The following is a 13,192-nucleotide window of genomic DNA, read 5'->3' as shown; positions in this document are numbered from 1 at the left end:
CTATAGCACTATCTGATTTTACAAATATAGAAAAAGTGTTTGAGTTTTTCTCAAACACTTTTCTTTATTTCTTTTTCTTTATTTCATAGTATCAAATCAGAGACTCGATTTTTGTAAATATATCTGTGTTGTCTTTGATTTTCTGTTCATTGCCAATACTGCAGATATTTGTACAGTCAATGTATGCCAGCAGATTTTTGCAGCCGCGGATATCATCAGCCGTTGTTCGCAGGATCTCCAGTCGTTCCCGAATCAGATCTGCATCTGTGATATCTTTATAGAATTTGCTGATAGCTTCATTCAGCTGATCCATACTTGTCTTTGGCTGGTCCAGTCCATTGACGGTGCCCAGGATATACTTTGTCATTTCCCGTTCATCCGCCATGAAGTTCTGGATATCTTCAGTAAGGCTCTGGTAAATATTATAGGTTTCTTTCAGATTGGGATCTCGATAGGAATAGAAATAACTGAAACCGCTTCTCATAAATTTGCAGCCACAGCCATAGGCCCCGCCCTGTACACGGACTTTATTCCAAAGATATTCCAGGTTAATGATGGTTTTCAGCACTTGATATTTACCATGGTAAACCAGACCGTTCTTCTGATAGTCGAAAGAAGTAACATTATATAACACACCACCGGAATTGGTGAAAGCGACCTTTTCGGGCTGGGTATCAAAATGGTATACTGCTTTTTCCTGCTCTCTGGAGGGAAGTTTATTCAGAAACATATTCAGTTCATTTTTCGTTCTGTCAAAATCCTCTTTTTCACTGCCCAAGGCCGCATCCATATTCTGCTGTGTAAAAAGGATCGCTACTGTTTCTTTTAATTTTTCGATAACGGGCGCAGGGTCTTTTTCCAGTTTGGCATCGATTTCGCATAGGAAACGATAATAGCGGATACCGCTGGTAATATCTTCGATACGCTGTCCGGGAAATAAATTGCTGCCGCTGTAGAAAATGGCAAAATAATGGGAATTGTTCAGCAGTTCATTTTCCCCTTTGATCTTCGCAGATTTGACGATTTTCTTCATATTTTCTACGCAGTCGAATTTTGTATGGAGCAGAATTTCTTCTGTCAGCGCAATGGCTGTATCCAGATCTTCTTTCAAGAGTTTTTCCTTGATTGTTACGAAGGAGCGATACGCAGAAGCATCCTTATTATAGATGTTATTATGCAGGGAGAAACTGCCGAACACCTGATTTTTTACGGTAGGTAGTTCATGATAGGAATATTTGTCTGTATCCAGTTTTCCTAATAAATCGGTCAGAATGCCTGCATATGGCAGCAATTCCTGAGGAACAGCGGAAGTATCGAACATCAGCTTCAGATACAGGATGCCATTGCTTTCCACAGGTACAAAGAGCAAAGGATTTCCCTGTTTTAATGTATCCTGCTGATATTTTACCAGGTTTGGCTTTTCATCGATTTCAGAGATTTCCAGCAGAGGGATTTGTTCCAGAATTTCAGGGGAATCCTCCTGTTTCTGGAAGAGTTCCAGTCGTTCCGTGTCTGCTTTGATCCCTGCAAAATCTGCTTCTGTCATAGCAGCTTTGCGCTCTGCCATACGTAAAGCAAAGACTTCAGCTTCCTTCTGGGCTTTGCCTTTTTCGGGAGTGAAAACAACATAGGTTTTATCTTCGTTATTTAAGAATACTTCTTCGATCAGTTTTTCAAAGTACCCTTCCCCACTGCCCTTCTTCAGTTTTTCAATGGTTTCAAGGAAACGCAGACCATCGCAGGGGTCTTCCCCATGAAGCCAGTTTTTCATCATAGCTGAGCAATAAACAAGGCCTTTTGGTGTTGTACCATAATCGGCTTCCTTCAGCAGGAATTCATATTTTCGCAAAGCCCCTCGCAGTAAATCTTTGGGGAGGCCCTCGGCAACAAGGCGTCTGCATTCTTCTTCAACAATACGAATAAATGCATTTGCATTTTCTGCTGCAGCGTCTTTTGCAACGATACTAAATACCATTTCGTAGGCGGAAGAATCGAACCAGCCTTCTGTTTCCTGACAAATTCCTGCCTCCATCAATGCATTTTTGATGGGAGAACCGTTTGTTTCCAGCAGAACATAAGATAAAATCTGAATCGCTGTAATGCGTTCACGGTCAATACATTTTCCTACTTTTATATTATATGCAAGATAAGAACTGCCTTCATCGCCTTCTTCACCTACAGGGTAGGTTTCATGGATGATCTTGCCCTTTTTCAGACATTCTGTTTCACCAATCGTAGGCAGAGCAAAACTCCGCGTAAATCCATCCAGATACCTTTCATGGATATGCTGCAGGCATGCTAAAGGCTCCATATCGCCATAAAGATAGAAATAGGCGTTGGAGGGATGATAATATTTCCTGTGAAAATCCAGGAATTTTTCATATGTTAAGTTAGGGATGGCGGCAGGGTCACCGCCGGATTCAAAGCCGTACGTTGTTTTTCCGAAAACGGAACGGGAAATAGCTCCGCTCAGCAGACTTTCGGGGTCAGAAAGCGCCCCTTTCATTTCATTGTATACAACACCCGTCACTTCTAGAGGAGCATCTATATCCTTCAGGAGATAGCGCCAGCCTTCCTGCTGGAAAATTTCCTTTTTTTCATAAATTTTCGGAAAAAAGACTGCATCCATATAGACATCCATCAGGTTATGGAAGTCCTTTTCATTGCAGCTGGCAATGGGATACATGGTCTTGTCTGCATAGGTCATAGCGTTCAGGAACGTATTCAGAGAGCCCTTCGCCAGTTCGTTGAAAGGGTCTTTTGCTTCATATTTTCTGGAGCCGCAAAGAACGGAATGTTCCAGAATATGGGGTGTGCCGCAATCATCGGCGGGTGGTGTTTTGAATGCCACATTGAAAACTTTGTTGTTATCGCTGTTTTTCAGATATAATAAGCGTGCCCCGCTCTGCACATGAAAAAAAAGATATGCAGTGCTGTGGACGTCGCTGATGTCTTCAATTTTTTCTAATGTAAAACCATGATAGGTCTGATTAAGGTCAAATTCAGCCATATAATACCTCCTTCATTGGAATATGTTTATGATGTTATTATAACACAAAAAGGACGGGATGTTCTCCCGCCCTTTGGACTTCCTTATAATTATTTGAAGTATCTGTTGTACAGACCCAGGAATGCTTTGCCGTGTCTAGCTTCGTCTTTTGCCATTTCATGTACTGTGTCATGGATTGCATCCAGATTATATTCTTTCGCTCTCTTAGCCAGATCAAATTTACCAGCTGTTGCGCCGTTTTCAGCATCGATTCTCAGTTCCAGATTTTTCTTTGTAGAGTCTGTTACTACTTCGCCCAGCAGTTCAGCGAATTTAGCAGCGTGTTCAGCTTCTTCCCAAGCCGCTTTTTCCCAATACAGACCGATTTCGGGATAACCTTCTCTATGAGCAACTCTAGCCATTGCCAGATACATACCAACTTCTGTGCATTCGCCTTCGAAGTTTGCTCTCAGATCCATCATGATATCCTCAGGAGAACCCTGTGCAACACCAATTACGTGTTCACAAGCCCATTCCATTTCGCCTTCCTTCTGTTCAACGAATTTATCGGCGCCAACATGACAAACGGGACATTCTGCAGGAGCAGAATCACCAACATGAACATAACCACATACAGAACATACAAATTTTTTCATAACTTTTTCCTCCTTAAAACTCTCTCTACTCTATTTTTAAATTTGATAAATTATCTTATCTAATAATCATTATAAATTAGAAAATCTATTTTGTCAATAGAAATATGATAAAAAAACTAGGAATTTTATTTTGAATTATCTATGTGCTCTTTTGCAAAAAATGAAACAGGCAGGATACAGTCCTGCCTGTTTTCTTTCTATTATTCCTCTTCCTCACCCCAGATACCCTTCGCATCGGTCAGGTCTCTTGTGCTGATGAGATATTTTTCGATCATTTTCAGGGGATTATAGGAGCGTTTTGCTTTTCGCATCCCTTCGATGCCCATATCCTCTTCCCTGTTGATGAGCTCTACGTCCTCACATTCATGGAGTACATACTGCTGGTTGATCATGGGAAAAATACCATCATATTCCGTATTGGCCTTTTCGATATGGATCAGCTGTACATGGGGATGCAGGCGTTCGCCTACGGTGAAAGCGCAAAGCTTGCCATCGATAAAGATAGTGCCGCCCGTAAGGCTCAGTTCATCCATATTGTTCAGTGCCAGCAGAACAGATTTCTTTTCATCCTCCATGGATTGCGCTGTTTTTTCATCCTTTTCGCCAACCCACTGATCATATAAAGCGATACAGTCATTGATCATGGTTTTATCCAGCTTTCTGTATTCATACTCTGGATATTTAGACAGGAATTTATTGATATGATTCCGTTTGCCGTGGAGCTTTTTGCCCTTCAGGGTTGCCAGACTTTCTCTGGAATAGACATAGTCCCAGGCGATATCTGTAGGCATAGAGAACAGCTCAGGGCATGTTTCCAGCATTTTGTCCCGGAAAGGTGTCCATACGGAGCGGAAGGTAGGTTCTGCGCCGATACTTTTCATGTATGCGATACCATCGCAGATCGCTTTACGATAATCTACTTCCACACCATACATGGGAACAGGCGCCCAAAGGAACACGGGTACACCTTCAAAATCCAGCTTGATATAAAGCACATGATCTTTTTCTGCATATTCCATCTTGCCATCTGCGCCCCAAATGAAGAGGTTTGCAAAGGAAAGATCGGAACATTCCAGATTCCAGGGTTTTGTATAGGAATCGATCAGCTGTTTTGTATCCAGCGTGATGGGTTTGAAGATCAGTTCTGTTGTTTTGGTTTCTATTTTATTTTCACATTCGCAACAATTTGGCATAGTGATTGCCTCCATTTTTTAATATTCATCTATGATATAACAGTTTTGCTTTGGCAGAAGAGTGTCGATCACTTCGAATTTCTCTTCGTCAAAGATCACAATTTCTTTTCTTAGTTCATTCAGGGTATGATATCCTACTAAAACCTGCAGAAGATGCCCTGCGGAAATCTCAAACACAGGTTCAGAGGCGTAGATGTTTCCTTTAAAATCAAAAGTGCCGTTATTTTCAGGAACCACATGATCATTTATTTTGATACCATAAGGGATATCCAATTCCAGAGCTTTCAGCAATGCAGAAGCTTTACACAGGCCCATAACGCCTTTTTGCTTTCTGGTTAGCTTTGCAAATGGATAGGAAAGATACAACTCAGGGGGAAGCTTTGCAGAAAAAGCAAGTCCTTTTCCTATAGCGAACAAACCTTCCATTAGATAATGATAATAGCCCTCTTCCGCAACGGCTTCCACACAAAGGAGCGTATCTTCCGTCTGGTAATAAAAGGCATATCCCTTCCACTCCCCATTTTTAATATATGCAGCACATTTCCCGCCGTCCGCAGCATAATCTGCTGCTTTCCGAAGGAAATCCGCTTCAGTACGCTGAATAATGCCGCTGTATTTCACCGCAAAGCGGGTATACAAAGGAAACAGTTTGTTCCACTCCATTTCTTCCACAGAAACCAACTCTACAGATGTTTCGTAGTCAGAAATACAATCGCACTCCAGATATTTTGCATCAGCCACAGGCAAATGCCCAAAGGAAAAATAGCTGGGCAAAACGGCAGGTGTATGAGGCGCAACGACACAACCCATTTCTCTCAGGTGATTCATTTCGTAACTGAAGATCTGACCCATAAAGCCCTTCTTTCTATGACTAGGATGGGTGGAAACACCGCAGAGCATAGCTCCGGGAATTTCCTTTCCTCGGATGCGCAATGTATAAGGGAATGCCTGCATACAGCTGGCAATCTCCCCGTCTGTTTCCAGAACGACAGAATAATCGGGTGCAAAGCGGTTTTCGAAAAACCAATCACAGAAAGCATCGCTGTCGCCAAAGCAGACCTTCCACAGTCTGTAAAAATCCGCTTTATGTTCTATTTTTGCCACTCTGACAGAAGCCATGCATGTCCCTCCTTATCCTATCTTTTCTCTATGACTTATCTATTATACCCCGATTTGGAATAAAAAACAATCGATAATTATTCTTATTTAACAACGTTTTTAAAAATATTTTTGTATACTGTGACGAAATCTCACGGTTCCATACATTTGAATCCTTCCTGCCAGATCTTTTTGAAGGCAGAGGGCAACGCATAATTCGCTTCGGCTTCTTCCTTCGTCAGCCAGAGCAAATTAGAATCTGTCCGTTCGGATACCTTTACAAAATAACAATCCATGTGCCATTCCACATGGGTAAAAATATGCTTCTGCCCTTTCATGGGAATCAGCTCCGCTTTTAAGATACCCATTTCCTGCAAAATCGCAGGGGGAGCCATCTCCCTATTTCCATTGGGCAGCTCCCACAGTCCGGAAAGCAAGCCTTTCTTCGGACGTTTGCCAATAGCGATTTTGCTCCCATCGACGCAGAAAAAGACATTTAAATATTCCTGAGTACGGGCTTTCTTTTCTGCCTTTACAGGATACAATGTAGTCTGGTTCTTTTGATAGGCTTCGCAATATTTTCGTACAGGGCAAATGCCGCATTTTGGTGTACCATTGGGTAGGCAGACCGTTGCACCCAGTTCCATCAATGCCTGATTCAGATCCCCGGGAAAATCTACAGGCATGATCTCTGTCAGCCGTTCTTCCCATTCTTTTTTTGTTGCCTGCAGGGAAATATCCGATGCGTCAGCCGTAATTCTGGAAATAACACGAAGAACATTCCCGTCCACTGCAGGAATTGGAAGTCCAAAGGCGATAGAACCCACTGCCCCGGCTGTATAAGGCCCGATACCTTTCAACTTCAACAGAGCTTTCTGGTCGGCGGGAAATTGGCCACCGTATTCCTCCATAACCTGTATGGCGGCCTTCTGCATATTTCTTACGCGGCTGTAATATCCTAAACCTTCCCATAATTTCAAGATGGTTTCCTCATCCGCTTCCGCAAGGTCTTTTACTGTAGGCAAAGTCTGTAAAAAGCGCTCATAGTAAGGCTTCACAGCTTCTACTCTGGTTTGCTGCAGCATGATTTCTGAAACCCAGATATGATATGGGTCTTTCGTCCGCCGCCAGGGCAGATCTCTTTTATTTTTCTGATACCACTGAACCAAAGGTTCCACGATATTTTTCAATCTTTCCATATTTCACCTTTCAAAAGAAATGGGAGATTCTGAAGCTGCGGACTTTTCGACCGAACTTCGACTCTCCCTTTTTTCTTATCTTTGTTTAAATACTTTCAAATAAATTGGAATTAGCATACCACCAACGGCATTGCCCAATGTCATTACAATAATAGATGCGAGACAATGGGCACTCCATACACCAGCAAGGCTAAAATAGAACATGTTTGCGATTACGTGTTCAAAGCCACTGAGGATAAAGACCATAACAGGAATAAAAACACCGATAAAACGCAGCGTAGAACCCTGTACATTGCGGAAGGAATCAACAGCAATAAACATCAGCATGCCGCAGAAAACTGCCAGCAGGAAAATGCTGAGGAAATTATCTGTCAGTTTGACTTCGGCAATGCCAGCTACTCTTTCAGCCATCCCCTCATAAATGCGGCTGTTTTTCACCATTGTTGCTGTGATCCATGTACCCACAAGGTTCCCCAACCATGTGATGGCAAGCTCAATGAGATATACGGGTTTGTTAAAGGGTGTATACCCTACCTTCCCCGTAAACAGATGCAGCTGGAACACTACGATCGTAAACAGACCGATGGCGAACAGGAAACTACCCACTACCGGATTGGACTGGGAAAGAAACACGGTACCACCCATACCGATCAGCATACCCGCCAGGATCGCAGAAAAAAATTGCCTTACTCTTTCCATAAAAAGACCTCCTTATTTAGTTGTAAAAAACTTTTCATCTGTTCTTTCATTTTACAGGCTTCGACTTTTTCTGTCAATCCTTGAAAAAATCAATATGTTTCCAGATTTATACATTTACCTTGCGGCCTAGTATTCATTGTGTTAATATAAAAAAGGTAGGAAATAAACGCAATGTTTTATATAAAAGGAGGCTTTTTAATGAATCAGGAACTTTTAGCAAGATGCAAAAATGCTGACCTGCTGAAACAGGTGGCAGAAGGCAAAGAGGTTGTATGGATCAATGAAAATCTGGAAAAAACAGAAGACGCCATGGCAAAGATCGATATCACAATGGCAGATATTGACGATGCAGAAGCAAGACTGGCGCGTTTTGCTCCTTTCCTGATGAAGAAATTCCCTGAAACAGTACCTACAAACGGTCTGATCGAATCCCCTCTGACATATATCCCCAATATGCAGAAAAAGCTGGAAGAAAACTATGGCACTTCCATTCCTGGCAAAATGTATCTGAAACAGGACAGCCATCTGGCAATTTCCGGTTCCATCAAGGCTCGCGGCGGTATCTATGAAGTGTTGAAGCATGCAGAAGATCTGGCTTTGGAACACGGCATGCTGAAGGAAGGCGACGATTACAGCGTATTCGCTTCCGATGAATTCAGAGAATTCTTCAGCAAATTCAAAATCCAAGTTGGCTCCACTGGTAACCTGGGCATGTCCATTGGTATTATGAGTGCGGCTTTGGGCTTCCATGTAATCGTTCATATGTCTGCAGATGCAAAGCAGTGGAAAAAAGACCTGCTGCGTCAGAGAGGCGCAGATGTTGTAGAATATGCAGATGACTACAGCAAAGCCGTAGAAGTTGGTCGTAAAAATTCCGATGCTGATCCTACAAGCTATTTCGTAGATGATGAAAACTCCGTAACACTGTTCCTGGGCTATGCAGTAGCGGCAAAACGTATTGTAAAACAGTTTGAAGAAAAAGGTATCGTTGTGGATGCAGACCATCCTCTGTTTGTTTATATTCCCTGTGGCGTAGGCGGCGCCCCTGGCGGTGTTGCTTTCGGTTTCAAGAAGCTGTTCGGTGATAATGTACATATCTTCTTTACAGAACCTACTGAAGCCCCTTGTATGCTGGTTGGTATGGCTTCCGGTTTGCAGAATGAAGTATGTGTAAAAGACTTCGGTCTGTCCGGTCTGACACACGCTGATGGTCTGGCAGTTGGTCGTCCTTCCGGTTTCGTTGGAGGTGTAATGAACAACCTGCTGGCTGGCGAAATGTCTCTGGAAGACTACCACATTTACGACCTGATGAGAGATCTGGTGGCTACAGAAGATATCTTCATCGAACCCTCTGCATGTGCTTCCTTCTGGGGTCCTATCATGCTGAAAGACGAAAAGGTTCAGGCTTATATCAAGAAAATGGGTCTGGAAGACAAGATGGCAAACGCTACACACATCCCTTGGGCAACAGGCGGCAGCTTAGTTCCCGAAGATATTCGTGAAGAATACAAAAACACATACCTGAAATAAGAAATAAGCATCAAAAAAGGAGTTGGATTTCCAACTCCTTTCTTTTTTATGCAATTATTTGTTGAGCAGACCTGTGAAATCCAGTGTTGCGAAATAATCAGCAGGTGTTTCCGCTCTGCGGATCATTTCCACACTGCCGTCTTCTTTCAGCAGCAGCTCTGCGGAACGCAGTTTGCCGTTGTAGTTATAGCCCATGGCATGGCCGTGAGCACCTGTATCATGGATATAGATGATGTCGCCGATTTCGATTTCAGGCAGCATACGGTCGATGGCAAATTTATCGTTGTTTTCACAAAGACCACCTGTTACGTCATATTTATGGTCGCATGCTGCGTCTTCCTTGCCCAGCACTGTGATATGGTGGTAAGAGCCATAGATTGCAGGACGCATCAGGTTTGCTGCACAGGCATCCAGACCAATATATTCTTTATGTGTATGTTTTTCGTGAATCGCTTCAGCGATCAGCGCGCCGTAAGGAGCCAGCATGAAGCGGCCCATTTCTGTATAGATGGATACATCATCCATACCTTCGGGTACCAAAATTTCTTCATAAACCTTTTTCACACCTTCACCGATTGCTATGATGTCACATTCAAATTCGCCGGGTTCGTAGGGAACACCAACACCGCCGGAAAGATTGATAAATGCGATATGGATATCCAGCTCTTTTTTCAGTTCCACTGCCAGTTCGAAAATGACCTTTGCCAGCAGGGGATAATAGTCATTGGATTTTGTGTTGCTTGCCAGGAAAGAATGGATACCGAAGTGCTTTGCACCCTTTTCTTTCAGCATTTTGAAAGCTTCCTTCATCTGTGCCTTTGTCATGCCGTATTTTGCATCTCCGGGATTATCCATGATGCCGTTGCTTACCTGGAACACACCGCCGGGATTGTAGCGGCAGGATACAGTCTCAGGGATGGTGGCCAGTTTTTCGAAGAAAGGAATATGTGTGATATCGTCAAAGTTGATGATGGCACCCAGTTCTGCCGCTTTCACGAAATCCTCCGCAGGTGTTACGTTGGAAGAGAACATGATATCGTGGCCCTTGAAGCCAACAGCTTCGGACATGAGCAGCTCTGTATAGGAGGAGCAGTCTGCGCCGCAGCCTTCTTCCTTCAGCACCTGCAGGATACCGGGAGTAGGTGTTGCTTTTACTGCAAAATATTCTCTAAAACCCTTGTTCCAGGAAAATGCTTTATTCACTTTTCTTGCATTTTCGCGGATGCCTTTTTCATCATACAGATGGAAAGGTGTGGGATACTGTTCGATAATTTTTTTTGCCTGTTCTAATGTCACGAAAGGTTTTTTCATTTGCGTATATCTCCTTTTCCTAAAAATATCAATATTGCTTCAATTATAACAAAGGGTCTTCACCTTTGCAATGCGGGAATCTGCCTTTTTCGACACTTTTTCCTTAAGAGTCAGGAAGGATTTCTAATCTTTAGAACTTCTTCATTCCTTTTCTCATAAAGATGTTGTATAATATTAAAATAATATTTATATACTGGAGAATGCACATGAAAAAGAAACTGATAAGAACTCTGAATAATTTTAATATATCTACTTTGTTCATGGATCTCATGAGAACGATGATCGTTTATCTCATCGCGACCTGTGCAGCTTTGTGTCTGAATGAAGCCGCCGTAATGAATGATAATATTTTTGGTGTATATATGCTGGCTGTCGCTATTATCTCTTTTATGACAAGCGGCTATCTTTGGGGCGTTCTTGCTTCCATCGGTGGAGTCGTTGGTGTAAACTTTTTTTTCACCTTCCCCTATTTTGCACTGAATTTCTCTATTACCGGCTATCCTGTGACATTTTCCCTGATGCTGCTGATGTCTATTTTGGCCAGCTTTCTGACTGCAAAGGTAAAAAAAGCAGCTATCCTTTCTGTAGCGGCCAAAAAGCGTGCGGAAACACTGACAGAAATGAGCAAAGCCATCCTGACCGCCAGCGATCAGGATACCATTACAAAAATGTCTGCGGAATACTTTGCAGAAACAAATCAATGTAGTGTAGTCGTATATTTAGGTTCTCCTATAGAGATCCAAAAACAGGCGATGAAAGTACTCACCGATGGTGACGAAAATATCTTTAACAGCATTTTGGAAAGACAGGTCGCGCAAAAAGCATACTTGGAAAATCGTCCGGTTGGGGCAGAAATTGAAAATACGACGCAGAATTGTAAAGGTACATACTTTCCTATCTCTACCGGGGATAAAAAATATGGTGTTGTCGGTCTATTGTTTGATGATAAAAAGCTGATCATGGATGATACATTCAGCTTCATCAATGTTATGATCTCTCAGACGATCCTAGCGTTGCAAAGACAGCAGGCGAATGAAAAAGCTCAGGAAGTTCTTTTGGAAACAGAAAAGGAAAAAATGCGAAGCAATCTGCTGCGGGCTGTTTCCCATGATCTTCGCACCCCTTTGACAGGTATTATCGGTTCTGCCACAACATTGTTGGAAAATGGCTCTGAGATTGGCGAAGAGGCAAGCACAAAAATGCTGACAGATATTCAACAGGATGCTGAATGGTTGATCCATATGGTGGAAAATCTGCTTTCTGTTACCAGGATCACCGGCGGTGCAACAAATCTGAAAAAGCAGGATGAGATCGTGGAAGAGGTCGTTGGCGAAGCAGTTGCCCGTATTTGCAAGCGCTTCCCCCATTCTAAGGTAGAAGTGTCGGTGCCTGATGAGTTGCTGATCATTCCCATGGATGCAACGCTGATCGAACAGGTACTGATCAATCTGATGGAAAATGCAATTCGTCATTCCGGAACGCATCTCCCTATCTGGCTGAGAGTTTCTATAAAGAAAAGCGGTGCAGTCTTTACGATTTCCGATCAGGGGAAGGGCCTTGATCCTGCCCGTATTCCTGATATTTTTGATGGGAAACCCAATAAAGGCTCCAGTGATTCCACCAGAGGGATCGGTATTGGACTTTCGATCTGTAAATCTATTATCACTGCCCATGACGGCAGGATTTTTGCAAAAAATAATACGAACGGCGGCGCAAGCTTCACCTTTGTACTGCCCATGAAAGGAGATTCAGACTATGCCTAATAAAATTAAAGTAATGATCATTGAAGACGAAGATGCAATCAGCAACTTTATTGCAACTACATTAAAAGCAAATTCCTATGCGTCCCTGTTGGCAAGAACAGGCAGCGAGGCACTCTCTATGATTCCTTCCCATTGTCCTGATTTGATCCTGCTGGATTTGGGTCTGCCCGATATGGATGGTATTGATATTTTGAAGAAGATCAGAGAATGGTCTTCTATCCCTGTGATCGTTGTTTCTGCCCGCGGGGAAGAATCCGATAAGGTAGAAGCACTAGATCTGGGCGCAGATGATTATATTTCCAAGCCTTTCGGCACCTCTGAACTGCTGGCGCGTATCCGTACAGCTCTGCGCCACAGTGCCAAAAACAGTAATGGTGTTGCTGCCAGTGATGTTTTCTCCACAAAGGGCCTGACCATAGATTTTGGCAAGCGCCAGGTGACTGTGGATGGCAAGGATGTACATCTGACACAGATCGAATTCAAGATCGTTTCCCTGCTGGCAAAAAGCGCTGGCCGTGTGCTGACATATGATTTCATTATTACAGAACTGTGGGGACCTTATGCCGTGAAGGATAATCAGATCCTTCGTGTAAATATGGCAAATATCCGCAGAAAGCTGGAAAAGAACCCCGCTTCCCCCGAGTATATCTTCACGGAAGTCGGCATCGGCTATCGTATGGTAGATGAACCTTAAATAGAGCAAAATAAAAAAGAGTCCGAATTGGACTCTTTTTTGTGTCTTTATATCTAAAAA

The 13,192-nt window shown here is 42.9% G+C and carries 10 protein-coding genes; 3 read left to right on the top strand and 7 right to left on the bottom strand.

What is annotated here, in order from left to right; genetic code table 11:
• Nucleotides 1–91 precede the first annotated feature (91 nt).
• The 6 genes from IJ369_RS01010 to IJ369_RS00985 form a co-directional block, all read right to left on the bottom strand.
• Nucleotides 92–3,010, bottom strand: a complete 2,919-nt coding sequence (locus tag IJ369_RS01010) for an insulinase family protein (protein ID WP_290714961.1) — start codon at nucleotides 3,008–3,010, stop codon at nucleotides 92–94.
• 89 nt (nucleotides 3,011–3,099) lie between these two features.
• A complete protein-coding gene (locus tag IJ369_RS01005) occupies nucleotides 3,100–3,645 on the bottom strand; it encodes an NADH peroxidase (protein ID WP_290714959.1) in 546 nt (181 codons plus the stop codon).
• A gap of 200 nt (nucleotides 3,646–3,845) precedes the next feature.
• Nucleotides 3,846–4,838: a DUF2156 domain-containing protein gene (locus tag IJ369_RS01000; RefSeq protein WP_290714957.1), complete on the bottom strand. Its 993-nt coding sequence runs from the start codon at nucleotides 4,836–4,838 to the stop codon at nucleotides 3,846–3,848.
• A gap of 18 nt (nucleotides 4,839–4,856) precedes the next feature.
• Nucleotides 4,857–5,957, bottom strand: a complete 1,101-nt coding sequence (locus IJ369_RS00995) for a GNAT family N-acetyltransferase (protein WP_290714955.1) — start codon at nucleotides 5,955–5,957, stop codon at nucleotides 4,857–4,859.
• Between the two features lie 131 nt (nucleotides 5,958–6,088).
• Nucleotides 6,089–7,135 carry an A/G-specific adenine glycosylase gene (mutY, locus tag IJ369_RS00990; protein WP_290714952.1) on the bottom strand — a complete coding sequence of 349 codons (1,047 nt, stop codon included), beginning with the start codon at nucleotides 7,133–7,135 and terminating at the stop codon, nucleotides 6,089–6,091.
• Nucleotides 7,136–7,210: 75 nt separating this feature from the next.
• Complete coding sequence (locus IJ369_RS00985; RefSeq protein ID WP_290714950.1) at nucleotides 7,211–7,834, bottom strand: formate/nitrite transporter family protein; 624 nt, start codon at nucleotides 7,832–7,834, stop codon at nucleotides 7,211–7,213.
• A 198-nt stretch (nucleotides 7,835–8,032) separates the two neighbouring features.
• Here IJ369_RS00985 and IJ369_RS00980 point away from each other — a divergent pair, with 198 nt between their 5' ends.
• Complete coding sequence (locus IJ369_RS00980; RefSeq protein ID WP_290714948.1) at nucleotides 8,033–9,364, top strand: D-serine ammonia-lyase; 1,332 nt, start codon at nucleotides 8,033–8,035, stop codon at nucleotides 9,362–9,364.
• A 54-nt stretch (nucleotides 9,365–9,418) separates the two neighbouring features.
• Here the strand turns inward: IJ369_RS00980 and IJ369_RS00975 are convergent, their stop codons facing one another.
• Complete coding sequence (locus IJ369_RS00975) at nucleotides 9,419–10,675, bottom strand: diaminopimelate decarboxylase (protein WP_290714945.1); 1,257 nt, start codon at nucleotides 10,673–10,675, stop codon at nucleotides 9,419–9,421.
• A gap of 206 nt (nucleotides 10,676–10,881) precedes the next feature.
• Here IJ369_RS00975 and IJ369_RS00970 point away from each other — a divergent pair, with 206 nt between their 5' ends.
• Together IJ369_RS00970 and IJ369_RS00965 are read left to right on the top strand one after the other, a co-directional pair.
• Entirely contained in the window at nucleotides 10,882–12,438 is a 1,557-nt protein-coding gene (locus tag IJ369_RS00970; protein WP_290714941.1) for a sensor histidine kinase, read from the top strand.
• The gene (locus tag IJ369_RS00965) at nucleotides 12,431–13,132 is read left to right on the top strand and encodes a response regulator (protein WP_290714939.1); all 702 of its coding nucleotides are present in this window, start codon (nucleotides 12,431–12,433) and stop codon (nucleotides 13,130–13,132) included. Before IJ369_RS00970 ends, IJ369_RS00965 begins: the two co-directional genes overlap by 8 nt.
• Nucleotides 13,133–13,192 lie beyond the last annotated feature (60 nt).

Source organism: Anaerotignum sp., from assembly GCF_017483025.1.
GTDB lineage: Bacteria > Bacillota > Clostridia > Lachnospirales > Anaerotignaceae > Anaerotignum_A.
This window is presented reverse-complemented; position numbering and strand designations above follow the sequence as displayed.